Source organism: Prauserella sp. PE36, from assembly GCF_003311655.1.
In the GTDB taxonomy this organism is placed as follows: domain Bacteria; phylum Actinomycetota; class Actinomycetes; order Mycobacteriales; family Pseudonocardiaceae; genus Prauserella_A; species Prauserella_A endophytica.
The window spans coordinates 53881-78992 of sequence record NZ_QEQT01000088.1 but is presented as its reverse complement, the minus strand read 5'-3'; the positions used below and the strand labels follow the sequence as shown (position 1 = coordinate 78992).

26 protein-coding genes are annotated in these 25112 nt (G+C 71.8%); 2 read left to right on the top strand and 24 right to left on the bottom strand.

Translation table 11 applies throughout. The features are described 5' to 3' along the window. Nucleotides 1-5 precede the first annotated feature (5 nt). From DI005_RS27280 to DI005_RS27190, 19 genes are all read right to left on the bottom strand, one after another. Nucleotides 6-1121: an NAD(P)-binding domain-containing protein gene (locus DI005_RS27280; RefSeq protein ID WP_113644056.1), complete on the bottom strand. Its 1116-nt coding sequence runs from the start codon at nucleotides 1119-1121 to the stop codon at nucleotides 6-8. A gap of 331 nt (nucleotides 1122-1452) precedes the next feature. After that, on the bottom strand, nucleotides 1453-2187 hold the full coding sequence (locus tag DI005_RS27275; protein ID WP_112275713.1) for an SRPBCC family protein: 735 nt from the start codon (nucleotides 2185-2187) through the stop codon (nucleotides 1453-1455). A gap of 95 nt (nucleotides 2188-2282) precedes the next feature. After that, the gene (locus tag DI005_RS27270) at nucleotides 2283-3137 is read right to left on the bottom strand and encodes a xanthine dehydrogenase family protein subunit M (RefSeq protein WP_113644055.1); all 855 of its coding nucleotides are present in this window, start codon (nucleotides 3135-3137) and stop codon (nucleotides 2283-2285) included. Continuing rightward, complete coding sequence (locus DI005_RS27265; RefSeq protein ID WP_112275709.1) at nucleotides 3134-5575, bottom strand: xanthine dehydrogenase family protein molybdopterin-binding subunit; 2442 nt, start codon at nucleotides 5573-5575, stop codon at nucleotides 3134-3136. The genes DI005_RS27270 and DI005_RS27265 overlap by 4 nt, the downstream gene beginning before the upstream one ends. Continuing rightward, nucleotides 5576-6121 carry a (2Fe-2S)-binding protein gene (locus tag DI005_RS27260; protein ID WP_112275707.1) on the bottom strand — a complete coding sequence of 182 codons (546 nt, stop codon included), beginning with the start codon at nucleotides 6119-6121 and terminating at the stop codon, nucleotides 5576-5578. Between the two features lie 292 nt (nucleotides 6122-6413). Then, on the bottom strand, nucleotides 6414-7538 hold the full coding sequence (locus DI005_RS27255; RefSeq protein WP_112275705.1) for an XdhC/CoxI family protein: 1125 nt from the start codon (nucleotides 7536-7538) through the stop codon (nucleotides 6414-6416). Continuing rightward, a complete protein-coding gene (locus DI005_RS27250) occupies nucleotides 7531-8649 on the bottom strand; it encodes a VWA domain-containing protein (RefSeq protein ID WP_199543251.1) in 1119 nt (372 codons plus the stop codon). The genes DI005_RS27255 and DI005_RS27250 overlap by 8 nt, the downstream gene beginning before the upstream one ends. Before the next feature lie 35 nt (nucleotides 8650-8684). After that, nucleotides 8685-10070, bottom strand: coding sequence for a S9 family peptidase (locus DI005_RS27245; RefSeq protein WP_113644053.1), 1386 nt, complete (start codon nucleotides 10068-10070; stop codon nucleotides 8685-8687). A 70-nt stretch (nucleotides 10071-10140) separates the two neighbouring features. Further along, on the bottom strand, nucleotides 10141-11031 hold the full coding sequence (locus tag DI005_RS27240) for a MoxR family ATPase (RefSeq protein ID WP_112275699.1): 891 nt from the start codon (nucleotides 11029-11031) through the stop codon (nucleotides 10141-10143). Nucleotides 11032-11169: 138 nt separating this feature from the next. Beyond that, entirely contained in the window at nucleotides 11170-11742 is a 573-nt protein-coding gene (locus DI005_RS27235) for an NTP transferase domain-containing protein (RefSeq protein ID WP_113644052.1), read from the bottom strand. Further along, nucleotides 11739-12533, bottom strand: coding sequence for an IclR family transcriptional regulator C-terminal domain-containing protein (locus DI005_RS27230; protein WP_113644051.1), 795 nt, complete (start codon nucleotides 12531-12533; stop codon nucleotides 11739-11741). The genes DI005_RS27235 and DI005_RS27230 overlap by 4 nt, the downstream gene beginning before the upstream one ends. Nucleotides 12534-12542: 9 nt before the next feature. Then, entirely contained in the window at nucleotides 12543-12923 is a 381-nt protein-coding gene (gene pcaC / locus DI005_RS27225) for a 4-carboxymuconolactone decarboxylase (protein WP_112275696.1), read from the bottom strand. Next, the gene (pcaD, locus tag DI005_RS27220; protein WP_112275695.1) at nucleotides 12920-13690 is read right to left on the bottom strand and encodes a 3-oxoadipate enol-lactonase; all 771 of its coding nucleotides are present in this window, start codon (nucleotides 13688-13690) and stop codon (nucleotides 12920-12922) included. The genes pcaC and pcaD overlap by 4 nt, the downstream gene beginning before the upstream one ends. Then, complete coding sequence (pcaB, locus tag DI005_RS27215; RefSeq protein ID WP_113644050.1) at nucleotides 13687-15024, bottom strand: 3-carboxy-cis,cis-muconate cycloisomerase; 1338 nt, start codon at nucleotides 15022-15024, stop codon at nucleotides 13687-13689. Before pcaB ends, pcaD begins: the two co-directional genes overlap by 4 nt. Next, complete coding sequence (gene pcaG / locus DI005_RS27210; protein ID WP_113644049.1) at nucleotides 15017-15547, bottom strand: protocatechuate 3,4-dioxygenase subunit alpha; 531 nt, start codon at nucleotides 15545-15547, stop codon at nucleotides 15017-15019. The genes pcaB and pcaG overlap by 8 nt, the downstream gene beginning before the upstream one ends. Before the next feature lie 76 nt (nucleotides 15548-15623). Then, entirely contained in the window at nucleotides 15624-16361 is a 738-nt protein-coding gene (gene pcaH, locus DI005_RS27205) for a protocatechuate 3,4-dioxygenase subunit beta (protein WP_113644048.1), read from the bottom strand. Nucleotides 16362-16375: 14 nt separating this feature from the next. Continuing rightward, the gene (locus tag DI005_RS27200) at nucleotides 16376-17551 is read right to left on the bottom strand and encodes a thiolase family protein (RefSeq protein ID WP_112275691.1); all 1176 of its coding nucleotides are present in this window, start codon (nucleotides 17549-17551) and stop codon (nucleotides 16376-16378) included. Then, nucleotides 17548-18279 carry a CoA-transferase subunit beta gene (locus DI005_RS27195; protein WP_112275821.1) on the bottom strand — a complete coding sequence of 244 codons (732 nt, stop codon included), beginning with the start codon at nucleotides 18277-18279 and terminating at the stop codon, nucleotides 17548-17550. The genes DI005_RS27200 and DI005_RS27195 overlap by 4 nt, the downstream gene beginning before the upstream one ends. 41 nt (nucleotides 18280-18320) lie before the next feature. After that, on the bottom strand, nucleotides 18321-19142 hold the full coding sequence (locus DI005_RS27190; RefSeq protein WP_112275690.1) for a CoA transferase subunit A: 822 nt from the start codon (nucleotides 19140-19142) through the stop codon (nucleotides 18321-18323). Between the two features lie 207 nt (nucleotides 19143-19349). On the opposite strand from DI005_RS27190, the gene DI005_RS27185 reads away from it, so the two are divergent. Next, the gene (locus DI005_RS27185) at nucleotides 19350-20318 is read left to right on the top strand and encodes a D-glycerate dehydrogenase (protein ID WP_113644047.1); all 969 of its coding nucleotides are present in this window, start codon (nucleotides 19350-19352) and stop codon (nucleotides 20316-20318) included. A 5-nt stretch (nucleotides 20319-20323) separates the two neighbouring features. After that, nucleotides 20324-21451 (top strand): glycerate kinase, encoded by a 1128-nt coding sequence (locus tag DI005_RS27180; RefSeq protein WP_113644046.1) that lies wholly within the window; start codon nucleotides 20324-20326, stop codon nucleotides 21449-21451. A 99-nt stretch (nucleotides 21452-21550) separates the two neighbouring features. Here DI005_RS27180 and DI005_RS27175 read toward each other — a convergent pair whose 3' ends face one another. From DI005_RS27175 to DI005_RS27155, 5 genes are all read right to left on the bottom strand, one after another. Next, nucleotides 21551-22735: a zinc-dependent alcohol dehydrogenase gene (locus tag DI005_RS27175; RefSeq protein WP_112275685.1), complete on the bottom strand. Its 1185-nt coding sequence runs from the start codon at nucleotides 22733-22735 to the stop codon at nucleotides 21551-21553. Between the two features lie 53 nt (nucleotides 22736-22788). Next, nucleotides 22789-23463 (bottom strand): DUF6766 family protein, encoded by a 675-nt coding sequence (locus DI005_RS27170; protein ID WP_113644045.1) that lies wholly within the window; start codon nucleotides 23461-23463, stop codon nucleotides 22789-22791. Nucleotides 23464-23565: 102 nt separating this feature from the next. After that, nucleotides 23566-23970 carry a hypothetical protein gene (locus DI005_RS27165; protein WP_146770606.1) on the bottom strand — a complete coding sequence of 135 codons (405 nt, stop codon included), beginning with the start codon at nucleotides 23968-23970 and terminating at the stop codon, nucleotides 23566-23568. 114 nt (nucleotides 23971-24084) lie between these two features. Further along, nucleotides 24085-24381 (bottom strand): iron-sulfur cluster assembly accessory protein, encoded by a 297-nt coding sequence (locus DI005_RS27160; RefSeq protein ID WP_110342903.1) that lies wholly within the window; start codon nucleotides 24379-24381, stop codon nucleotides 24085-24087. 99 nt (nucleotides 24382-24480) lie between these two features. Beyond that, the gene (locus tag DI005_RS27155; protein WP_113644044.1) at nucleotides 24481-25110 is read right to left on the bottom strand and encodes a UdgX family uracil-DNA binding protein; all 630 of its coding nucleotides are present in this window, start codon (nucleotides 25108-25110) and stop codon (nucleotides 24481-24483) included. Between the last annotated feature and the right edge of the window lie 2 nt (nucleotides 25111-25112).

The window sequence follows — 25112 nt, the reverse complement described above, 5'->3', positions numbered from 1 at the left end:
CGGCGTCAGCCCAAGGTGTCGAGCAGCTCGCGCACGGCGGTGCGCCCGGCGCGGTTGGCGCCGACGGTGCTGGCGGAGGGCCCGTAGCCGACGAGGTGCAGGCGCGGCTCGTCCACCGCCCGCGTGCCGCCCACCCGTGGCCCGACCGCCACCCCTGGCGGAAGGGCTCCACCCTGCGGCGCTATTCGGATGCCCCCACCCGGCGTACGCAGGCGCAGCGGCGCGAGGTGGTCGAGTGCGGCGCGGAAGCCCGTGGCCCACAGGATCACGTCGGCTCGCTGCGTGGTGCCGTCGGCCCACTGCACGCCGTGCGGGGTGACGCGCTCGAACATGGGTTTGCGGTCGAGGATTCCTTCCTCGCGGGCCGCCCGGACCTCAGCTGTCAGGGGCAGGCCGGTGACGCTGACGACGCTGCGCGGCGGCTTGCCCTCGCGGACCCGCTCGTCCACCTGCGCGACGACGGACCGGCCGTACTCGGGGGTGAACTCGTGCTCGTGGAACACGGGCGGCCTGCGGGTCACCCACGTGGTGCCCGCGGCGACCGGGGCGATCTCGAGCAGCTGCTGGACCGCGGAGGTGCCGCCGCCGACCACGACGACGTGCTTGGCGCGGAACTCGGCGGCGCCGGTGTAGTCGGCGGTGTGCAGCTGCCTGCCGAGGAAGGTCTCCCGGCCCGGGTAGTACGGCCAGAACGGGCGGTCCCACGTGCCCGTGGCGTTGATCAGCCCGCGAGCGGCCCACGACTCGGTGGCGCTCTCGACGAGGAACCGGCCGTCGCCGGTGCGGCTCACCGAGAGCACGTCCACGGGCCGGTGGACGGGCAGATCGAAGGTGCGCTCGTACCGGTCGAAGTAGGCGGACACCACCTCGGAGGCGGGCTTGTCACGGTCGGAGGCCGTGTCGCCGAGCGCGAGACCGGGCAGGTCGTGGATGCCGTGGACCTTGTCGAGCTTCAGCGAGGGCCAGCGGTACTGCCACGCCCCTCCCGCGCGCTTACCGTGGTCGAGGACCACGAACCCGCTCTCGTTGGCGAGCCCGGCCTTGCGCAGGAAGTAGGCGGCCGAGAGCCCGGCCTGCCCCGCACCGATGACGGCGACGTCCGTCTCGTGATCAGCCCGCATACCGGGTACAACCACCGCCCCGGCCGTGCCCTTCCCCCGCCGCGAGTGGCCCACCCCACGCGAGTCCCCCGCTCCAGCCCGCGAGTCCCCCGCTCCAGCCCGCGAGTCCCCCGCTCCAGCCCACGAGTTCCCCGCTCCAGCCCGCGAGTTCTGCACTCCCGACGGCGAGTCGTGCCTCCCGACCGCGAGTGCACGCCGGACCGCGTGTTGTGCTCCTTGGCGAACGCACAACACGCGAGCCCGAACGCACAACTCGCGAGCAGGAGTGCAGAACTCGCGGGTCCGAGCGGGGGACTCGCGGGCCCGAGCGGGGGACTCGCGGGCCGGGGCGTCAGCGGCGGCGGAGCGCCCTCACGATCGCGACCACGCCGAGCAGCGCGGCGAGGCCGGCGAGCGCCGGGGCGAGCCGTTTGGCCACCGAGGCGCCCGCGTAGTCGAAGAGGTCGATCGCCTCGGCCTCCTTGGGCGGTTTGACGGCCTCGAGCTTCGGCTTCTCGGGCTCGGCGGCGGTCGCCGCCGCACCGGCTCCGCTCGCCGCCGCCGAGGCGGCACCACCACCGGCCGACGAGGCATCGGCGGGCTGCTCACTCGCCGGGGCCTTGCCCGGGGTGGTGTCCTCGCCCTTGGCGCCCAGCTCCTCGGCGAGGTTGCCCGCGAAGGTGTCGAGGATCTTGCCGCCCACCTCGGAGATCATGCCGCGGCCGAACTGGGCCGGGCGGCCGGTGACGTTCAGGTCGGTGGCGACGGCTCCCTTGGTGTTGTCGCCGTCGGCCGCGAGCGTCACGGTGACCGTGGCGGCCGCGGTACCGGCACCGCGCGCGTCCTTGCCGGACGCCTTGATCTTGATCTGCCGGGCGCCCTCGTCCTTCTCCAGGAACTCGCCGGAACCCTTGTAGAGCAACGAGACCGGGCCCAGCTTGACCTTCACCGTGCCCTTGAACGTGTCGCCCTCCACCGACGTGAGCGTGGCTCCCGGCATGCAGGGCGCGACCCGTTCCGGATCCAGCACCGCCTTCCACACCTCGTCGATGGGCGCCGGGACGGTGAACTCGTGGTCGAGCCGCACGGGCCGACCTCCTTCCTGAGTCGCGGAAAAGCTGCCCCCAAGGCCACCTTAGTTGCGTTGAGTGCAACAAAGGTGGCCTTGGGGACCGGAGAACTTCAGCCTGCCATGGCCGCGGAGATCGCGCGGCCCGTGAGGACGCGGGCGAGGTGCTGCCGGTACTCGACGTCGGCGTTGCCGTCGACGGTCGGGTTGGTGCCCTCGGCCGCGTGCTCGGCGGCGGCGCGGATCGACTCGGCGGTGGCCGGCTGCCCGACCAGCGCCTCCTCGACGCCGCGGGCCCGCACCGGCACCGACGACATGTTCGTCAGCGCGACCCGGGCCTCGGCGATGGTGTCACCGTCGGTGCGCACCGTCGCCGCGACGGCGACCATTGACCACGCCTGCGCGACGCGGTTGAACTTCTCGTAGTGCGCGTGCCAGCCGGTGTGCTTCGGCACCCGCACCTCGACGAGGATCTCGTCCGGCGCCAGCGACGTCGTGAAGAAGTCCTCGAAGAAGTCAGCGGCCGCCACCGTGCGCTGACCGTCCATGCCGCGGATGACCATCTCGCAGTCCAGCGCGAGCGCCGGGGCGAGCAGGTCGCCCGCCGGGTCGGCGTGCGCGATGGAACCGCCGAACGTTCCTCGGTGCCGCACCTGCGGATCGGCCACGGTGTCGGTCGCCCGCGCGAGCAGCGCCGCGTGTTCGGCGATGAGCGGGTCCCGCTGCACGTCGTAGTGCGTGGTCATGGACCCGATCACGAGGTGGTCGCCCTCCTCGCGCACGCCGCGCAGCTCAGCGACCTTGCCGAGGTCGATGATCTTCGTCGGAGCGGCGAGCCGGACGCGCAGCACCGGAAGCAGGCTCTGCCCACCCGCGAGGACCTTGGCGTCCTCGCCAGCGTCGGCGAGCGCCCGAACCGCGTCATCCACGGTGGACGGCGCGACGTAGTCGAACGGAGCGGGAATCACTGAGCACCTCCGTGTGCCGGGTCGATCGAACCGAGGCCGCCACCGGCCTCGGCACCGGGTCCGCCCGCGGCCTTCTCGCCGGTGCGGATCGCCTGCCACACCCGCATGGGGCTGAGTGGCATCTCGATGTCGTTCACGCCGAACTGGCGGACGGCGTCGACCACGGCGTTCACCACGGCCGGGGTCGAGGCGATCGTGCCCGCCTCCCCGACGCCCTTGACGCCGAGCGGGTTGGTGGTCGACGGCGTCTCGGTGCGGTCGGTCGTGAACGACGGCAGGTCGGCCGCCGAGGGCAGCAGGTAGTCGGCGAACGTGCCCGACGTGAGCGTGCCGCTCTCGTCGTACACGGCCTCCTCGTACAGCGCCTGCGCGATGCCCTGTGCGAGCCCGCCGTGCATCTGGCCTTCCACGATGATCGGGTTGACCACCTTGCCGACGTCGTCCACGCAGACGTACGAGCGGATGCGCACTCGTCCGGTCTCGGTGTCCACCTCGGTGGCGCACAGGTGCGTGCCGTGCGGGAAGGAGAAGTTCTCCGGGTCGTACACGGCCTCGGAGTCGAGCGTCGGCTCGACGCCCTCCGGCAGGTCGTGCGCGGCGAACACCGCGAGCGCGATGTCCCCGATGCCGGTGGAGCGGTCGGTGCCCTTCACCGTGAACTTGCCGCCGCTGAACTCGAGGTCGTCCTCCGAGCACTCCATCATGTGCGCGGCGACCTTGCGGGCCTTCTCGATGACCTTCTCCGTCGCCTTCACCACGGCGATGCCGCCGACGGCCAGCGAACGCGAGCCGTAGGTGTCGAGGCCCTTGTGCGACGACTGCGTGTCGCCGTGCAGCACCTCGACGTCCTCGAACGGCACGCCCAGCTGGTCGGCCACGATCTGGCTCCACGCCGTCTCGTGTCCCTGCCCGTGCGCCGAGGCACCCGTGATCACCTCGACCTTGCCGGTCGGCAGCATGCGGATCGCCGCGTGCTCCCAGCCGCCTGCGCCGTAGTCGAGCGAGCCGAGCACGCGCGACGGAGCGAGACCGCACATCTCGGTGAACGTCGAGATGCCGATGCCGAGCTGCACGGGGTCGTTGCGCTCACGGCGCTCCCGCTGTTCCTGCCGCAGCGCTTCGTAGCCGAACAGCTCCATGGCCTTCTGCGTGGCGGCCTCGTAGTTGCCCGAGTCGTAGGTCAGCGTCGAGACCGTGGTGTACGGGAACTCGTCGTGCTTGATCCAGTTCTTCTCGCGCAGCTCCATCGGGTCCATGCCGAGCTCCGCCGCGAGCTCGTCCATCATCCGCTCGATCGCGAACGTGGCCTCGGGCCTGCCCGCGCCGCGGTAGGCGTCGGTGAGCGTGGTGTTGGTGAACACGTTGGTGCACGCGAAGTGGTACGCCGGGATCTTGTAGATCGCGTTGAACATGAACGCGCCGAGGATCGGCACGCCCGGCCCGACGAGGCCGAGGTAGGCGCCCATGTCGGCGAGCAGCTCGACCTTGAGCCCGGTGACCGTGCCGTCGCGCTTGGCCGCGATGGTCAGGTCCTGGATCTGGTCACGGCCGTGGTGCGCGGCGACCATGGTCTCGGACCGCGACTCGGTCCACTTGACCGGCTTGCCGAGCTTTTGCGCTATCAGCAGGCACATGATCTCCTCGGGCAGCACGGCGATCTTGCCGCCGAACCCGCCGCCGACGTCGGGCGCGATCACACGGATCTTGTGCTCGGGCAGGCCGAGCGTCAGCGCCGACATCGTCTTGAGGATGTGCGGGATCTGGGTCGCCGACCACATGGTGAGCTGCGCTGCGGTCGGGTCGACCACGCATGCGCGGGGCTCCATGAACGCCGGGACGAGCCGCTGCTGGCGGAACCGTCGCTTGACGACCACCTCGGCGTCGGCGATCGCCTGTTCCACGTTGCCGCCGGAGCCGGCCTCGCCGGAGTCGAACACCCAGAGCGCGTTGCGGTTCGTGCCGAGGTCCTCGTGCACGAGCGGAGCGTCCTCGGCGAGCGCGTTCTCCAGCCCGAGCACCACGGGCAGGTCCTCGTACTCGACGTCGATCTCGGCGAGCGCGTCCTCGGCCTCGCCCGCGCTGCGGGCCACGACCACGGCGACGCCCTCACCGGCGAAGTTCACCGTGCCCTGCGCGAGAACCGGCCTGCGCGGCGACTTCATGTCCGGCGTGATCGGCCACGCGCACGGCATGCCGATCTTGCCCTCGGGGTCGAGGTCGTCGCCGGTGAAGACGGCGAGCACACCCGGCATCTCCTTGGCGGCGGAGGTGTCGATGCTGACGATCTTGGCGTGGGCCACGGTGCTGCGCAGCACCGCGAGGTGAACCAGGCCGGGCAGCGTCAGGTTGTCGGTCCAGCGCGTGCGGCCGGTGATGAGCCGCTCGTCCTCCTTGCGGAGCCGGCCCTTGCCGACCTCCGGTTCGATGGTGGCGGTCATCTACTCGCCACCCCCTCCGACGCTCGACGCGGTCCTGCTGCCGGTATCGGCACCGGTCACGCGCTCGGCCTCCGGGCCCGCGCCTGGCCGCATGTGGTGTGCCGCGTCGCGCACCGCCTTCACGATGTTCTGGTAGCCGGTGCACCGGCACAGGTTGCCCTCGAGGCCCTCCCTGACCGCGTGCTCGTCGGGGTCGGGGTTGTCGGAGAGCAGGTCGATCGACTGCATGATCATGCCTGGGGTGCAGAACCCGCACTGCAACGCGTGGTTGTCGTGGAACGCCTGCTGCACGGGGTGGAGCTGACCGTCGCGGGCGAGGCCCTCGATGGTGGTGACCTCACTGCCGTCGGCCTGCACGGCCAGCACGGAACAGGACTTGACGCTGTGCCCGTCGAGATGCACGGTACAGGCTCCGCAGTTACTGGTGTCGCAACCAACCACCGTGCCGACCTTCCCAAGCCGTTCGCGCAGGTAGTGCACGAGCAGCGTGCGAGGCTCGACGTCGTCGGTGTAGCTGGTGCCGTCAACTGTGACGGTGATGCGCATTGGGCCTCCTGTGGTGGCTCGGCCCGCCAGGCGGGCCGCTGTGGAACGGCCTGAGCCGAGCACCGTCGCCGGTGATCGGCCTCACAGGGCGAGCCTGCTACTTTCGGCCCAATGGGACAACCCCCCGTCTGGAGAGGAAACCCGGCTCGATCCGCACCTGCGGCACGACGACGTTGATCATTCCCGATTCGCGGAACGTGTCCCCCGATCGGTCACCAAGTTTCCAGACGCACGCCAAATCGGCGTGGAATTGGACGCCTGGTGTCCTGCGCCGAACCTCCGGCGCAGGACGCTAGCGTTCCTGCTCGCCGTGAATGCGGCCGTCGAGATCGGACAGCCGCCGCCCGCCGCCGCCCCACCGCAGCGCGATGATCTCCGCGCCGATCGACACGGCGGTCTCCTCCGGGGTGCGCGCGCCGAGATCGAGACCGATCGGCGAGGCAAGCCGTTTCAGCTCGGCGTCGGTGATCCCGGCTTCACGCAGCCTCGAGATGCGGTCGTCGTGGGTACGCCGCGAGCCCATCGCCCCGATGTAGCCGACGTCGAGGCGCAGCGCGACCTCCAGCAGCGGCACGTCGAACTTCGGGTCGTGGGTGAGCACGGTGATCACGGTCCTGCCGTCGATCCGGCCCGCCTCCGCCTCGGCCTTGAGATAGCGGTGCGGCCAGTCGACGACCACGTCGTGCGCCTCGGGGAACCGGGTCTTGGTCGCGAACACGGGCCGCGCGTCGCACACGGTCACCTCGTAGCCGAGGAACGTGCCCATCCTGGCCATCGCGGCGGCGAAGTCGATCGCGCCGAACACGAGCATCCTCGGCGGCGGCTCGAAGGTGTTGACGAACACCGCCATGCCCTCGCCCCTGCGCTGCCCGTCGGGGCCGTAGTGCAGGGTCGCCGACCGCCCGCCGGCGAGCAGCCCGCGCGCGTCGTCGAGCACGGCGTCGTCGATGCGGTCGGAGCCGAGCCCCCCGCTCGCGCGGTCGGGCCACACGAGCATGCGCTTGCCGAGCAGCGCGGGGTCGGGGTGCTCGATCGTGGTCACGACCGCGACCGGCCTGCCCTCCCGCACCGACGTCACCAGGTCGGCCAGCTCGGGCATGGACTCGCGGTCCACCCGCTCCACGAAGATGTCGATGATCCCGCCGCAGGTCAGCCCCACGGCGAACGCGTCGTCGTCGCTCACGCCGTAGCGCTGCAGCACCGGCGCGCCGTCCTCCACCACCTGCTGCGCCAGCTCGTAGACGGCGCCCTCGACGCAGCCGCCCGACACGCTGCCGACGGCGGAGCCGTCGGCGGCCACCAGCATCGCCGCGCCGGGCGCCCTCGGCGCCGACGAGAACGTGGCCACCACGGTTCCCACACCCACCGTCTCGCCCGCCGACCAGCGGCGGTGGAGCTCGTCCAGCACGTCATGCATCTCGGATCTCCCGGAGAAGTCGTTCCAACGTGGCGAGGCTGTGGCCTGCCAGCAACCGGTCCACGTGCGGGAGCGCGGCGGCGATCCCAGACTGCACCGGAGCGTAACCCTCGTGACCCGCGTGCGGGTTCACCCAGAACACCCGGTGGGCGAGCCTGCGCAGCCGCGCGGCCTGCTCCCCCAGCAGCGACACGTCGCCGCGTTCCCAGCCGTCGGAGAACAGCACCACCACGGCCCGCCGGGCGAGCCCTCGCTGGCCCCAGCGGTCGAGGAAGCCGCGCAGGGTCTCGCCGAGCCTCGTGCCGCCCGCGAAGTCGGCGACGGCCTGTGCCGCCGAGAGCATCGCCCGCTCGGGATCGCGCTGGCGCAGCTGCCGCGACACCCGCGTCAGTCGCGTGCCCAGCGTGAACACCTCGACGCGCGCGGGCGCGGCGCGCACCACGACGTGGGCGAAGCGCAACAGCGAGTCGGCGTAGGGCTTCATCGAGCCCGACACGTCGATCAGCAGGACCAGCCTGCGCGGGCGCGGACCGTGCCGCGCGTAGGCGAGCCTGCCGGTCTCGCCGCCGTCGGCGAGCATCGCGCGCAGCGTGCGGCCGGGGTCGAGCCGTCCCCGGCGGGCGGGCCGGTAACGCAGCGACGACCGGGACGGCAGCACGGGCCGCAGCGTGCCCATCAGCTCCCGTAGGTGCCTGCGCTCGGCCGCCGTCAGCTCGCCCAGGTCGCGTTCGCGCAGCACCTCGGCGTCGCTGGCGGCCACGGCCAGCTGCTCGCCCACCTCGCCGCCCTCGCCGTCGCCCTGCTCGCGGGCGACCAGCGCGGCGATGGTCGCCCGCTGCGGCCGCGGCACGGACGCCCGCTCGCGCAGCGGCGGCGCGGCGTTGAACCACGCGTCGAACGCCTCGTCGTAGCGCGGCAGGTCGTCGGGATCGGCGCACAGTGTGAGCCTGCCCGCCCAGTAGACCTGCGCCGCATCGCTCGCGTCGAGGCGTTCGACGGCGGAGAGATATGCCTGGACCCGGTGGGCGTCGCAGGGCAGCCCGGCCTCGCGCAACACGGCGGCGAAGCCGACGAGGCCGGGCAGCGGGTCAACGGTCACCGGTGTGCCCATACCCGCCATTGTGCCCTGGATTCCGCTCCAGGTCGTCAGGCCGAGGGCCGCAGGAACCGGGGCGGCAGGAAGTGCGCGAATCCGGGCGGCATCACCCGTGCCTCCTGGCTGACCAGGTCGAACACCTGCTGGTACGGCTCGGCGGGGAACCCGGCGACCGCGCGGTTCAGCTCCCGCGGCCGCAGGTTCGGCCAGTGCCCGGACTCGACGCGGCGCAACAGCGACCGCAGGGCCACGATCTCGTCGGCGGCGCTGAAGGAGCAGTGCCCGCCCCGGTCGAGATAGAGCTGGCGCAGGTCTCCGGGGTCGCCGAAGCGGCGCACCTGCTCGGCGTACCAGCGTGCCTGATCGGTGATCGCGCCGCCGTCACCGATGGTGTGCGTGGTGAGCACGGGTGCCGGGGTGGTGCCCTTCGGGTTGAGGCCGGTCAGCCACGCACGGGCGCCAGGATCCGCCGCGATGCGCGGGGCCGCGTCGAGTCGGGCGAGGTCGGCACGGAGATCGAGCCCCGCGGCCCGGTATGCCTTCCTGGCCAGGTCGGCGTAGGCGGAGCGGGCGAACTGGCGCGAGTAGTCGATGCCGGTGTTCCACGACGGGTTGCCGCCAGCGCGGGGCTCCAGGTCGGCGCGGCCGTTCGGCCCGATGCCCCAGGAGTACGCGTCCCTGGTCCAGCCGGCCTGCTGGGTGATCCGCTCGACGAGCTCAGCGGGCTCGGGGTCGTGCGAGGAGTACCACGGCGGGATGTTGCCCAGCGCGCCGGCGAGCGCGAGCTTCGCGCGGCCCTCCGGCGTGGTGAGCGCGTCGTTGACGGTGGCGATGAGCAGGTCCGTGCTGCGCTGCGGGTCGGCGGCCTCCACCAGTTCGATGCCCGCGTCGGGCGCGAGCAGCTCCCGCACGACGAAGCCGATGTCGAGCGCGGTGTTCCAGGTGCCCGTGAAGTCGTACTCGGCACACTGGCTCAGCACGCCGTCGATGCGGTGCGGGTTGCGCTCGGCCAGCACCGTCGCGATGCCGCCGCCCATCGACATGCCGCTCGACACCGTGGTGCGCGGCGTGCCGACGTTGGCCTCGAACCAGTCGAGCAGGGCGATCTGGTCCTCCAGCGCCTCCTCGACGGCGAACCCGACCCGGCCGCGGAAGTCGGACGCCGCGAGCGCGTAGCCGTGGTCCAGCAGCCACTGCTCGGTCGCGGGCACGGCCGACAGCGCGACGCCGGGCGGGAGTTCGAGTCCGGGCGGCAGGTAGCCGTGGCTGTACAGCACGAGCGTGCCGTTCCAGCGGTGCGGCACCTCGACGCGGTACTCCGCCCCGTTGATCCAGCCGTGGTGGCTGCGGTGCGGCTGTTCACTCGCGGCCGTGGTCGCCGGTACGGCGAGCAGCACGGCCAGCACGGCCGCGAGCGCTCCCCAGAGTCTTCGCATCGGTTCGTCCTCTCTGTGTCCGAACGTTCCTTCCGGGAATCAATCGGAGCGGAGGACGAGATTCCGACACCTACGCCAGCAATGCGTCCAAACGGGCGCGCACGCGGTCGAGGTCCTCGCTGTACTTGAGCACGGCGCCCAGTGTCGCGGCGGCGGACGCGGCGTCGAGCTCGTCACGGTCGAGAGACAACAGCGCGCGGGCCCAGTCGAGCGCCTCGGCCACGCCGGGCGGCTTGAGCAGCTCCATCGTGCGCAGCCGTTGCACCGCCTCGGCGACCTGCTCGGACAGCCGCTCGCCGATGCCGGGGATGCGGCTGCGCAGGATCGCGATCTCCCGCGAAAGGCCGGGGTGCTCCAGCCAGTGGTAGAGGCAGCGGCGCTTGAGCGCGTCGTGCACCTCACGTGTGCGGTTCGACGTGAGCACCACCAGCGGCGGCACGACGGCGCGGACCTCGCCGTACTCGGGGATCGTCACCGTGTTCTCGTCGAGCAGCTGCAGCAGGAACGCCTCGAACTCGTCGTCGGCGCGGTCGATCTCGTCGACGAGCAGCACGCACGGCGCGGACTGCAGCGCGCGCAGCAACGGCCTGGCCAGCAGGAACCGCTCGGTGTACAGCGACTGCTCCGCCACGTCCACGTCGAGCCGCCCGCCCTCGGCCGCCTCCAGCGCGCGCAGGTGCAGCAGCTGGCGGGGGAAGTCCCATTCGTAGAGCGCTTGCGCGGCGTCGATGCCCTCGTGGCACTGCAGGCGGATGAGCGGCAGGCCGAGGCTCTCGGCGAGGGCGACGGCCAGAGACGTCTTGCCGGTGCCCGGCTCGCCCTCGCAGAACAACGGCCTGCGCATCCGCAGTGCCAGGAACGCGGCGGTCGCCACGCCCTCGTCGGCGAGGTAACCGATGCCTTCGAGCAGCTTCGCCAGTTCGTCCGGTGAGCCGACCGCTGCCGTGCTGTCGTCTGTCACATCTGCAGAGCCTAGATGGATCTCACCGGATGCACGGAACTCACCGGCCGCCCGGGCCGGGTCGCGTCCGCAGTGAAGGCCACCCTGCCTGCGTTGAACGCAGTGAAGGTGGCCTTCACTGCAGTAGGGGCGACCGGGCTAACCGACTCCGTGGCCAGGGGTGTCCACGTCGGTTCCGCTGCCGAGATCGGCGCACTCCACCAGGCGCACGTCCGCGCGGTCCGCAAGCCAGCCGCGGGCACCCCGGTCGCCGCTCGCCTGCGCCGCGACGTCCGCCCACCAGCGCCTGCCGAAGAGCACGGGGTGGCCGGGCACGCCGTCGTACGCCGCTCGCGCGACGGCCCCCGGTGTCCCGAGCGCGGCCAGCCTCGCGATCACGTCGGCGCCCGCCCACGGCAGGTCCACCAGGTGCACGAGCGCCGCGTCCGGTGTGGGGTCGAGACCGGCCAGCGCGGTCAGCCCGGCACGGAGCGACGCACCCATGCCCTCCGCCCAGTCGGTCGCGACGACCGTGCGCACGTGCCGCGGCACGTGGGCGCGCGCCTCGTCGGCCCGGGCGCCGAGCACCACCAGCACGGGGTCGCAGCCGCCTTCGGCGAGCACGCGCACGGCACGCGTCACCAGCGCCTCGCCTTCGAGTTCGGCCAGCGCCTTCGGCTTGCCGAACCGCCTGCCGGCCCCGGCCGCGAGGAGCACGCCCGCGACGCTCACGACACGCGCGCCGACGAAGTCATCGCCAGGTCGGCCTCGATCCGCTTCGCCGCGGCGAGCAGCGCGGGCAGCAGCTCGCCGCGCACCGACTCGGGCGTGTTGCGGCTCGCGTGGGTGGAGAGGTTGACCGCCGCCACCACCGAGCCGTCCGCGCCGTGAATGGGCGCCGCGACGGAGCGCAACCCCTCCTCCAGCTCCTGGTCCACGACCGCGTAACCGTTGGCGCGCACGGTGTCCAGCTCCGCCCGCAGCGCGTCGGCCGAGACGATCGTGTGCGACGTGAGCCGCTCGAACGACGCCCGTTCCAGGTACTCGTCCAGTTCGGACTTCGGCAGCCCGGCGAGCAGCACGTGCCCCATCGACGTCGCGTGCGCGGGGAACCGGGTGCCGACGTTGATCGTCACCGCCATGATCCGCGAGACCGCGACGCGGGTCACGTAGACGATGTCGGTTCCCTCCAGCACGGACACGGAGCTCGACTCGTGGACCTCCGCGGAGAGCCGTTCCAGGTGAGGCCGCGCCACCTCCGGCAGCGACAGGCTCGACAGGAAGGCATAGCCGAGCTCGAGCACGCGGGCCGTCAGCGAGAAGTACTTGCCGTCGGTGCGCACGTAGCCGAGATCCACGAGCGTCAGCAGGAATCGCCGCGCCGCCGCGCGCGTGAGCCCGGTGACCTTGGCGACGTCGCTGAGCGTCAGTGTCGGCGAGCCCGCGTCGAACGCCTTGATGACCGCGAGCCCGCGCTCCAGCGACTGCACGTGGTGCGCGCCGCGAGTGGCTTCCTCTTCCATGACGTGACTTTAAGGCTCACCCATCTCGGCCAGCGTGCGCGACGCGATCTGGTAGGCCTCGTTGGCCGCGGGCACACCCGCGTAGACACCCGTGTGGAGCAGCACCTCGGAGATCTCCTCCGGGGTCAGCCCGTTGCCGATCGCGGCCCGCACGTGCATGGCGATCTCGCCGTGGCAGTGCAGCGCGGTGAGCACGGCGAGGGTGATGCAGCTGCGGGTCTTGCGGTCCAGACCGTCGCGCGTCCAGACCGAGCCCCACGCCGCGCGTGTGATGTAGTCCTGGAAGGGCTTGGTGAACTCGGTCGTGTTCGCCACGGCGCGGTCGACGTGCTCGTCGCCGAGCACCTCGCGGCGCACCTTCATGCCCTCGGAGTAGGCCTCGCCGCTCATCGCACCTCCTTCAGATGCCCGGTGATCAGCTCGGAGAAACGCTCCGGCTGCTCGACGTTGCCGAGGTGCGCGGCCTGCTCCACGACCTCCAGCCGCGCGCCGGGGATGCCCTTGGCGATCACCGCGCCGTGCTCCTGCGGCGGCGTCGCCGGGTCGTCCGCGCCCGCGATCACGAGCGTGGGCGCCGCGATCCTCGGCAGGTCGGCCACCAGGTCCATCGAAGCGATCGCGTGGCAGCACGCCGCGTAGCCCGCGGCCGGGGTCGCCGCGGTCATGTGGTGGTACTCGCGGCCGAGATCGGGGTGCGCGACGAGCCAGTCGGCGGTGAACCAGCGGCCGATGCTGCCGTCGGCGATCGCCTCCATGCCCTGCGTGCGCGCGTCCTTCGCCCGCTGCTCCCACATCTCCGGGGTGCCGAGCTTGGCCGACGTGCAGCACAGCACGAGCCCGCCGATCCGCTCCGGCGCGTGCACGCCGAGCCACATGCCCGTCATGCCCCCGAGCGAGAGCCCCACGAAATGCGCGCGCTCCACGCCGAGGGTGTCGAGCAGCTCCACGACGTCACCGCCCAGCTCGTCGAGCGTGGCGGGGTGATCCGGAACGGGCGTGCGGCCGTGCCCACGCTGGTCGTAGCGCACCACGCGGTACCCGGCCGCCGTCAACGGGCCGATCTGCGGGTCCCACATGCTGAGGTTGCTGCCGATCGAACCGGACAGAACCACGACGTCGCCGTCGGGCGGGCCCTCGACCACATGGTTGACCTTCACGACGTCTCCTTCCGCTCCCGATGCGCGGCCAGCGCGCGCTCCACGAACACTCCGGCGCTGCCAAGGTAACCCGACGGATCGAGCAGCTCCGCGATGCGTTCCCGGGAGAGCCGCCCGCCCACCAGCGGATCCTCCGCGAGCAGGCCGGCCAGCTCGCCCTCGCCCGCGAGCGCGCGCCGGCAGCACGCGGTGACGGCGTCGTGCGCGGCGAGGCGGCCTGTCCCGGCGGCCAGCTCCGTGGTGACACGCTCGGCGAGCAACACTCCTCCGCTGCGGTCCAGGTTCGCCCGCATCGCCCCGGCGTCGACATGCAGCCTGCCGAGGCTCGTGCGCAGCCAGTGGACCGCGGAACCGGTGGTGCGCAACAGTTCCGTGAGCGGTCGCCACTCGGCATGCCACGCCCCGGCGGCGCGCTGGTGTTCCTGCTCCATCGCCGCGAGCAGGTCGGCGACCAGCCCCGGGGCCTGCTTGGCCGAGGCGAGCGCCGACACCGCCGCCACGGGGTTGCGCTTGTGGGGCATGGTCGACGAGCCGCCGCTGCCGGGCGGGCCCTGCTCGTGCACCTCCCCGACATCGGTCTGCGCGAGCAGCACGATGGCCCTCGCGATCCCAGCCACCGCACCGGCCGTCTCCCCCAGCGCACCGGCCAGCTCCGCGACGGGCGTGCGGTCGGTGTGCCACGGCAGCACCGGTTCGGCGAGGCCGAGCCGCGCGCTCAGCGCGGTGAGCACGGCCGGCCCGTGCTCACCGAGCGAGGCGAGCGTGCCCGTCGCGCCGCCGAGCTGGGCGGGCAGCCGCAGCGCGGCCAGCCGCTCGCCCGCGTTGCCGAGGGCGGTGAGCCAGCCCGCCGCGGTGAGCCCGAACGTCACCGGCGTCGCGTGCTGCAGCAACGTCCGTCCCACTTGGATGGTCGTCGCGTGCTCCTCCGCCAGCCGGGCCGCGGCGTCGGCGCACGCGCCGAGGTCCGCGAGCAGCGGCGCGAGCGCGCGCGTGGCGACCAGCATGGCCGCGGTGTCCACCACGTCCTGGCTGGTCGCCCCTCGGTGCACGTGCCGGGCCGCCTCGCCGCCGACGCGGTCGGTGAGCGCCCGGACCAGCGGCCCGGCGGGGTTGCCGATCCCGGTGGCGGCCCTGCCCAGCTCCGCGACGTCGTAGTCCGCGGGACGGCAGGCCGCACCGATCGCGTCGGCATGCTCGCGGCCGATGAGCCCGACGTCGGCCTGCGCGGAGGCCAGTGCGGCCTCGAAGTCCAGCATCCCCTTCAGCCACGCGGCGTCGCCGGTCTCGTCACGCACGGGGCCGGCGGCGAGGACGGGGTCGAACAGCTCAGACATCAAAGAACACTGTCTCGCCCTCGCCCTGCAAACGCACGTCGAACGTGTAGCCGTCCTCGCTCCTGCGGGCGACGAGCGTGCCCCTGCGCTCCTCCGGCACGGACGCGAGCACGGGGTCGGCCGCGTTGGCCTCGGTGTTCTCCGGGAAGTAGACGCGGGTGACGACGCGGTGCAGCAGCCCGCGCGCGAACACCGACACGTTGATGTGCGGCGCCTCGCCGGGCAGCGCGCCCGGCACCACGGTGAGGATCCCGTACTCGCCGTCGTCGTTGGTCGGGCAGCGGCCGAAGCCGCGGAAGCCCGGCTGCGCGCCGCGCGGGTCGTCGGGGTGGTCGAACCGGCCGTGCGCGTCGCCCTGCCATGTCTCGATCAGTCCGTCGGGAACCGGCGTGCCCGCGCCGTCGTAGACCACACCGCGGATCCACACCGCGCCAGGCGTGCCCTCCTCCACCACCGTGGGCCCGTCCGCCCAGGGCAGGCCGAGCGAGAGGTACGGTCCGACCGTCTGCGAAGGCGTGCTCATCAGTGCTCCTCCTCTGTGCTCTGCGGGACACCCGCACCCGGTCGGACTCCGCGAGCGGAAGGGCCAGAATCGTCGCTCACTCGTCCTCCTCGTCCTCGAAGGGCGTGGCTTCCCTGCCCCGCAGCACGATGTCGAACTCGAACGCCAGCGCCCACTCCGGCACGGTCCGGCTCAGGTCGAAGCGGGAGATCATGCGGTTGCGCGCCTTCTCGTCGGGCACCGAGTTGAAGATCGGGTCCTGGTAGAACAGCGGATCGTCCGGGAAGTACATCTGCGTGACCAGCCGCTGCGTGAACGCCGTGCCGAACACCGAGAAGTGGATGTGCGCTGGCCGCCAGGCGTTGTCGTGGTTCTTCCACGGGTAGGCGCCGGGCTTGATGGTGGTGAACTCGTAGCGGCCCTCGTTGTCGGTGATGGTGCGGCCGACGCCGTCGAAATTGGGGTCCACCGGGCACGGCCAGTTGTCCCAGACGTGCTTGTACCGGCCGCCCGCGTTGGCCTGCCAGATCTCGACGAGCGAGTTGGGCACGGGCCGCCCGTCCCCGTCGAGCAGGCGGCCGTGCACGATGATCCGCTGGCCCTGTGGCTCCTCGGGGTGCTGCTTCGTGAGGTCGTTGTCGAGTTCGCCCAGCCTGCCGGGGCCGAGCAGCGGCCCGGTGATCTCGGTGAGCTTGTGCGGCAGCAGCACGAGCGGCTGCTTGGGGTGCCGCAACCCGGTCGACTTGTAGTCCGGCGAGTCGAGCGGCGGGTGCGTCCCCTCCGGATCCCGCCGGTACCTCGGCAGCACGAGCCCGGACTCCGACAACGCGGTCATGAAACCTCCTTGGTTCACGCCTCGATGACGACGGCCAGCCCTTGGCCGACGCCGATGCAGATGGCGGCGAGTCCCCAGCCGCCGCCCCGGCGGCGGAGCTCGTGCGCGAGCGCGCCGAGGATGCGACCGCCGGAGGCGCCCAGCGGGTGCCCGATGGCGATGGCGCCGCCGTTGACGTTCACGATCTCGGGATCCAGCTTGGGCCAGTCGGCCAGGCACGCGAGCGACTGCGCGGCGAACGCCTCGTTCAGCTCCACCGCCGCCAGGTCCTCCCAGCCGATCCCGGCCCGCTCCAGTGCGATCTCGGCCGCGCGGACCGGGCCGATGCCGAACACGTGCGGGTCGACCCCGGCCGCGCCGCGGCCCGCGACGCGGGCGAGCGGCGTAGCGCCGAGCCGGTCGGCGCCGGCCTGGTCGGCCAGCAGCACCGCCGACGCACCGTCGTTGAGCGGCGAGGAGTTCCCGGCCGTCACCGTCCCCTGTGGACGGAAGGCGGGCTTGAGCTTGGCGAGCTTCTCCATGCTCGAGTCCGGGCGGACGCCCTCGTCGCGGGTGAGCTCCGTGCCGGGCACGGGCACCACGTGACCGTCGTAGAACCCGGCGTCCCACGCCTTCGCGGCGTTGCGGTGGCTGCGCAGCGCGAACTCGTCCTGCGCCTCGCGGCCGATGCCGTAGCGCTCGGCGAGGATCTCGGTGCTCTCGCCGAGCGAGACCGTCCACTGCTCCGGCATCGCCGGGTTCACCATGCGCCAGCCGAGCGTGGTGGAGTACATCGTCTCGTGGCCGTTCGGGAAGGCCCTGCCCGGCTTGGGCAGCACCCACGGCGCCCGGCTCATCGACTCCACGCCACCGGCGATCACCACCGAGGCGTCGCCGACCGCGATGGTGCGGCTCGCCTGCATGGCGGCGTCGAGACCGGAGCCACAGAGGCGGTTCACGGTGCTCCCGGGCACGCTCGTCGGCCATCCGGCGAGCAGCGCGGCCATGCGCGCGACGTTGCGGTTGTCCTCGCCCGCTCCGTTGGCGTCGCCGAGGAGTACCTCGTCGACGGCCGAGGGGTCGAGGTCGACGCGCTGCGCGAGCGCGCTCAGCACGTGCGCGGCGAGGTCGTCGGGCCGCACCCCGGACAGCGCGCCGCCGTAGCGGCCGAAGGGCGTGCGGACGGCGTCGAGCACGAAGACGTCGTTCACTTGCCCGCCTCCTTCAGCGCGCGCAGCGTGGCCAGCTCGGCCTCGGTCGGCGCCTCGGTGCGGGACAGCTGCGGCGAGACCTTGAGGTCCCAGCCGGTCGCCTCGCGCACCTGCTCCACCTCGACGCCCTCGTGCAGCTGGCTAAGCACCAGCTCGGAGGTCTCGGGGTCGGGGCGCAGGATGCCGAGGTCGGTGATCACGAGCGTCGGGCCCGCTCCGCGCAGGCCCAGCCGCTCGCGGTCGCCCTTGCCGGAGCCGTGCCCCACCGAGGTCACGAAGTCGACCTTGTCGACGAAGCTGCGCTTGCTCTGCCGCACGACCACGAACACCTCGCGGCACGACGCGGCGATCTCCGGCGCACCGCCCGCACCGGGCAGGCGCACCTTGGGGTTGGCGTAGTCGTCACCGATCACCGTGGTGTTGATGTTGCCGAACTTGTCGAGCTGGGCGGCGCCGAGGAAGCCGACGTCGATGCGGCCTGGCTGGAGCCAGTAGTTGAACACCTCGGGCACGCTGATCACGGCGTCGGCGGTCTCGGCGAGGATGCCGTCGCCGATCGACGCGGGCAGCCGGTCCGGTTTGGACCCGAGCGTGCCCGACTCGTAGATCAGCACCAGGTCGGGGGCGTGCGTGCGGCGCGCGAGGTTCGCGGCGGTGGACGGCAGCCCGATGCCGACGAAGCAGCGCTGCCCGTTGCCGAGGACCCTGGCCGCGGCGATGGACATCATCTCGTCGGAGGTGTACGCCTGCTGCGCTTCGGTCGTCGCGGTCACTTCTCCGTCACCTCCATGTCGAACACCTTGGCGCGAAGCCAGTCCTCGAACGAGTCCCTCTTTCGCCCAATGGAATCCCAATGCTCGTAGTAGGCGTTGTCGCGGTCGTAGTAGCCCTGCGCGTAAGAGGGGTGGGCGCCGTGCGGCACCTCGGCCACGCAGGTCACGGCCCAGCTCGGCAGGATCGTCTGGCCCGCCACGGGCTCCAGTTCGTCCACGACCTCCTCCACGGTCACCAGACTGCGCTTGGCGGCGAGCACGGCCTCCTTCTGCACGCCGACCAGGCCCCAGATCTGGACGTTGCCCGCGCGGTCGGCCCGTTGCGCGTGAATGATCGAGACGTCCGGGTTGAGCGCCGGCACGGCGGCGAGTTGCTCCCCGGTGAACGGGCAGGTGATCTGCTTGATCGTGTCGGTGTGCTTGGGCAGGTCGGTGCCGGAGTAGCCCCGCAGCACCGCGAACGGCAGCCCGGAGGCGCCCGCGACGTAGCGGTTGGCCATGCCGGCGTGGCTGTGCTCCTCGATCTCCAGCGGCACCGGCCAGCCGTTCTGCACGGCGTCGCGGAAGCGGTGCAGCGAGCCGACGCCGGGGTTGCCGCCCCACGAGAAGATCAGCTTGCGCGCGCACCCGGCGCCGATCAGCTGGTCGTAGACGATGTCGGGCGTCATCCGCACGAGCGTGAGGTCCCTGCGGCGCTGCCGGATGATCTCCTGCCCGGCCGCGTGCGGGATCAGGTGCGTGAACCCTTCCAGGGCGACCACGTCGCCGTCATGTACGAGCCTGCCGACCCCCTCGGCAAGCGAAACGATCTCTGCCACGTTGCCACACCTCGTTGTTCGCATTACGCACACAAGTTCTTCATAAGAACATATCCGTCTCCGCCCGCTCTCGTCAACGGCAGTGAAGACCACCCTCACTGCGCCCACCCGTCTCCCGCCACCGCCCGAAGGGAGGCGCTGCGCGCCGCTGTATTGATCCGACGCAAGTAGGGTGGCCTTCACTGCAGTGATGGACAGGAGTGGTGGATGACGCGGCCACGAATCGTGGTGACCAGGAAGATCCCGGAAGCGGCGATGGAAATCCTGCGGGAAGCCGGGGAGGTGTGGGCCCCGGAACCGGACCGGGCACTGCCCGCCGAGGAGCTGCACCGCGTGGTGGGCGACGCCGACGCGATCGTCGCAACCCTCCAGGACCGCGTCGACGGCGCGCTCGCCGACGCCGCGGGCCCGCGGCTGAAGGTCATTTCCACGGTCGCCGTCGGCTACGACAACGCCGACGTGCCCGCGCTCGCCGACCGCGGCGTCGTCTTCACCAACACCCCCGGCGTGCTCACCGACGCCACCGCCGACCTCGCGTTCGGCCTGTTGCTCGCGGTCACCCGCAGGCTCGGCGAGGGCGAGCGGCTGCTGCGCTCGCGTACGCCGTGGTCGTTCCACCTCGGCTTCATGCTGGGCTCCGGCCTGCAGGGCAAGACACTCGGCATCGTCGGCCTCGGGCAGATCGGCCAGGCCATGGCCCGGCGGGCGCTCGCGTTCGGCATGGAGATCGCCTACTCCGGCCGGCGCCGGGCTCCCGAAGACGTCGAACGCGAGCTGCGGGCGACGTACCTGGACCGGGAGGAGCTGCTGCGCACGGCCGACGTCGTGTCGCTGCACTGCCCGCTCACGCCCGAGACCCGTCATCTCATCGACGCCCGCGCGCTCGCGGTGATGAAGCGTTCGGCATACCTCGTCAACACCACGAGGGGGCCCGTCGTCGACGAGGCCGCGCTGGCCGAGGCCCTCGCGAACGGCCAGATCGCCGGCGCCGGACTCGACGTCTTCGAGAACGAGCCCGAGGTGCACCCCGGTCTGCTGGAGCTTGACAATGTCGCGCTCGCGCCGCACCTGGGCTCGGCGACCGTCGAGACCCGTACCGCCATGGCCGTGCTCGCGGCCCGCAACACGGCCGCCGTGCTCTCCGGTGGCGAGCCGCTGACCCCGGTGAAGGGATGAACGGGATGCGCGTGGTGATCGCACCGGACAAGTTCAAGGGCAGCCTCACGGCCGTCGAGGCGGCGGAGGCCATCGCGCGGGGTGTGCACGACGTACTGCCCGACGCCGAGATCACGCAGTGCCCGGTCGCCGACGGGGGTGAGGGCACTCTCGACGTCCTGCTCGCCGCCGGGGGCAAGCGGGTGGACCTGCGCGTGACGGGTCCGCTGTCGCAGCAGGTCGACGCCTGGTACGTGGTGCTCGACGGCACCGCCTACCTGGAGTCGGCGCGCGCGTGCGGCATCGAGTACGTCGAGCCCTCCCCTGAGGTCGCGCTGGCCGCCCACACCTACGGGGTCGGCGAGCTCCTCGGGCACGCGATCGCGGGCGGCGCCCGCCGCGTGGTGCTCACCGTCGGCGGCACGGCCAGCACCGACGGCGGCTCCGGCATGCTGCGCGCGCTCGGCGCCGTGCTGCTCGACGGCCGGGAGCGGCCGTTCGAGTTCGGTGGCGGGCCGCTCGGCGCGATCGCCACCGTGGACCTCACCGCCGTGCGAGAGCAGCTCGGCGACGTGGACGTGCGCGTGGCCACCGACGTCACCAACCCGCTGCTCGGCCCCGAGGGCGCCGCGGCGGTCTTCGGCCCGCAGAAGGGCGCGGGCCCGCGGGAGGTCGAGGTGCTGGAGACGTCCCTGCGCGCGTGGGCGGACGCACTCGAGCGGGCGGGAACGATCGCACTCGGCGACGTCCCCAGCGCGGGCGCGGGCGGCGGCGTCTCGGGCGGCGCCATGGCGGCGCTGGACGCGCGGGCCGAGTCGGGCTTCGCCATGGTCGCGCAGCTCACGGGCGTCGCCGACGCACTTCCGGGCGCCGACCTGGCGATCACCGGCGAGGGCTCACTCGACCGGCAGAGCCTCGCGGGCAAGGCCCCGGCCGGAATCGCCGGGATGGCGCGCGAGCACGACGTCGCCGTGCTCGCGGTCGCCGGGCGCGTCGCGCTGGAACCCGAGGAGCTGGCCGCGGCGGGCATCGCGGGCAGCCGGGCACTCATCGACCACGCGGAGTCGCTGGAGCACGCCCGGCGCGAGGCGTTCCCCCTCCTGCGCGCGCAGAGCGCGGAGCTGGTGACAGAGTGGCTCGCGACCAAAGCCTGACCCACCCGCAGTGAAGGCCACCATGCCTGCGTGCAACGCAGTGAAGGCCACCATGCCTGCGTTCAACGCAGTGAAGGTGGCCTTCACTGCGGTCGGCCATCAGGGCTTGAGGACTACCTTGATCGCGCGGTCCTGCTTCTTCTGGAAGATCTCGTAGGCGTGCGGCGCGTCGTCCAGCGGCAGCTGGTGCGTGGCGAGGTCCTCGACGCCGAGCGGGTCGCTCTCGCCGGTCACGAGCGGCATGACGTCGTCGATCCACGCGTGCACGTTGGCCTGCCCCATGCGCAGCTGGATCTGCTTGTCGAACAACGTCAGCATCGGCATCGGGTCGACCATGCCGCCGTACACACCGGACAGTGAGATCGTGCCGCCCCTGCGCACGATGTCGATCGCGAGGTGCAGCGCGCTCAGCCGGTCCACACCGGCCTTCTCGGTGACCTTCGCCGCGACGGGGTTCGGCAGCAGGCTCGCGAACTGCTGGGCGAGCGCGCCGAACGGCGCGCCGTGCGCCTCCATGCCCACGGCGTCGATCACCGAGTCGGTGCCCCTGCCGTCGGTGCGGCCGCGGATGTAGTCGGCGAGCCGCTTGTGCTGGCGCAGGTCGATCGTGTCGACCCCGTGCCGTCGGGCCATCTCCAGCCGCTCGTCGACGAGGTCCACGCCGATAACCGTTGCGGCGCCACGGAACTTGGCGATCCGAGCGCACATCTGCCCGATGGGCCCGAGCCCGAGTACCGTCACGCTGCCGCCCTGCGGGATGCCCGCGTACTCCACGGCCTGCCATGCCGTGGGGACCACATCGGACAGATAGAGGAACCGCTCGTCCGGCGGCCCCTCCGGCACCTTGATCGGGCCGAACTGCGCCTGCGGCACGCGCAGCAGCTCGGCCTGCCCGCCGGGCACCTGCCCGTACAGCTTGGTGTAGCCGAACAGCGCGGCGCCCTTGCCGTGCTCGCGCACCTGCGTGGTCTCGCACTGCGAGTAGAGCTTCTGGTCGCAGTACCAGCAGTGCCCGCACGCGATGTTGAACGGGATCACCACGCGGTCACCCTTGCTCAGGTTCGGCACGGCGCTGCCGACCTCTTCGACGATGCCCATCGGCTCGTGCCCGAGGATGTCGCCCTGGCTCATGAACGAGCCGAGCACCTCGTACAAGTGCAGGTCCGAGCCGCAGATGCCGGTGGAGGTCACCCTGATCACCGCGTCCGTCGGCTCACGGACCTGCGGATCGGGCACCTCCTCGACCCGCACGTTCCGCTTGCCCTGCCAGGTCACGGCTTTCATCTGGAGTCTCCTTCCGCGTCGGTGCTCCCCATGCGGCGGATACCCCGGGAGGCTCAGCCCGACTCATCCGTCACCGTGTGCGAGGCGCCCACGGGTTTCGACTCGGGCGAGCCGCGCTCGCGCAGGTACACGCTGAGGATCGCCATGGAACCGATCGCGAGGAACTCCGACTGCCAGTTCTGCAGGGTGCGGTTCCAGAAGTCGGCGGAGGCCACGTACTGCGGCCAGGTGAGCGGATCGGTGAAGTCGGCGAGCTGCTCGGCGTTGAACGCGCTCATCCCCGCGATCGACTGCGCGAGCCAGGACGAGAGGAACAACAAGCCCATCACCAGTCCCAGCGAGCGCGAGAACAGCATCGTGCGCCAGCCGCCGGTCCGCGCCCAGCGTGGGGAGCTCTCGGTGACGTGCCTGCCCACCAGCTGGTCCGCGTCGGACTCCCGGCCGATACGGCGCAGTTGCTTCGACTCGGGCGAGCCGCGCTGGACGAGCCACACCGTGGCCATCACGTACAGGAAGAACTGCAGGTACTCCGACTGCCAGTTCTCGGCGATGTCGACGGCGAAGTCCGACGACGTGACGTAGGCCCAGAAGCTCACCGGGTCGCCGCCGCGCGCGAGCTGCCGGTTGACGTAGTCGGCGTGCCCGGCGAACGCCTGTCCCACGACGGAACCGAGGAACAGCAGCCCGAACACCACCGAGAGCCCGTTGTCCCGCAGGAACCGCCGCATGCGAATCAGCTCCCCGTCACCAGCGCAGCAGCCCGACCACGACGAAGTAGGCGCAGCCACCGAGCACCACTGCCAGGTACAGGGAGAACATCAGCCGCGCGCTCATGGGCCGCCCACCTCGCAGTCGTAGGGGCGTTCACCCTGGTCATGGCAGCCGGCTCCGGTGATGCGCCAGCCCGACGCGAACTCGTGCAGGAACACGGTGTCGGCCTTGGTGCGAACCTGCGCCTCGGTGCCCCACACGCGCACCGAGACCACCGGCGTGGCGGACAGGTGCAGCTCGGGCAGCGCCGCTGCGCAGGAGCGGCCGCTCGCCGACTCCAGGTCGGAGCGGACCTGCTCGGCCAGCAGTGCGCAGGCGGCAGTGGGATCGGGATTGCCCAGCGCGTGGAGGAAATCGTCGGCGACAGCCTGGGCGGCCCGCTCGGCCGCGGCGCCACAGCTCGCGGTCAGCAGTACGGCGAGTACGCCCACGGCCAGCGTGGGCCTACCCCGGTGTCCTCCCACGAGAACTGATTCTACGCCGACTGTCCACTTGGGAGCATGCGGAGAGTTTCACCGGCAGGCGAGGGCACCGGCGGCCACGGGGAGTGGTCCGCCGGTGACCGGCGCCGTGCCTGGTCAGGCTTCGGGCTGCTGCATCACCGCGAAGTTCAGCTGGCCCTGCTCGTCCTGCTGGACGTCCAGCACCTTGTCGTCGAGGAAGGAAGCCGCTTGTGGTTCAAGGAAAACCCGGGCACCGCTGTCGGTGCCGAGCACCTCGTCACCGTCCTCCGGCGCCGGGGCGATCGACAGCGCGAGCTGCGCTCCCGCGTCACTCTCCTCCCGTACCGCGAACCGCAGACCGGCTGCCTGCTGTCCATCCTGGGAGGTCAGAGCGCTGATCGCCTCGACGGCAGCGTCAGTCATCGCAAGCATGTTCGACGTGTCCCTTCGGTTTGCTGTCGTGCTGCCACCCCCCACCGTAGGGGGACCCGGCCGTGCGCGCCGCCCGGCCACCCCGGTGCGTCACGTCGGTTACGTCGCTTTTGCCACGATTCGAAGGTCTTTCACGAGATCCTGGTACGCCTGCTCGCGGTCGTCGGCCGGCGCGCGCAGGATCGCCGAAGGGTGTGCCGTGGCGAGCACTCGTGCTTCACGGCCGGGCAGGTCGAGCAACTCGCCACGCTGTTTGCTCACGCGGAAATCCGTGCCCAGCAACGATTGTGCGGCCGTCGCACCGAGACACACGACGACGCCGGGCGTGACGGCCTCCAGCTCGGCGACGAGCCACGGTCGGCACGCGACGATCTGCCCGCGCGAAGGCTTCTTGTGTATACGGCGTTTCCCTCGTTCCGCGGGGGTGAAACGGAAATGTTTCACCGCATTCGTCACGTACACGCCGTCGCGGTCGATTCCCGCCTCTTTCATGGCCTTGTCGAGCAGGCCGCCCGCGGGACCGACGAACGGCTTGCCCGTGGCGTCCTCCCTGTCGCCGGGCACCTCGCCCACCATGACCACGCGCGCGTCCTGCGGGCCCGCCCCGAACACGGTCTGCGTGGCGTCTGCGTAGAGATCGCACCCCCGGCAGCGCTCGGCGGCCTCGCGCAGCTCGGCCAGCCCGCGGCCCTCCGGCACGTAGTGTTCCGCTCCCTCGTACTTGACCACCG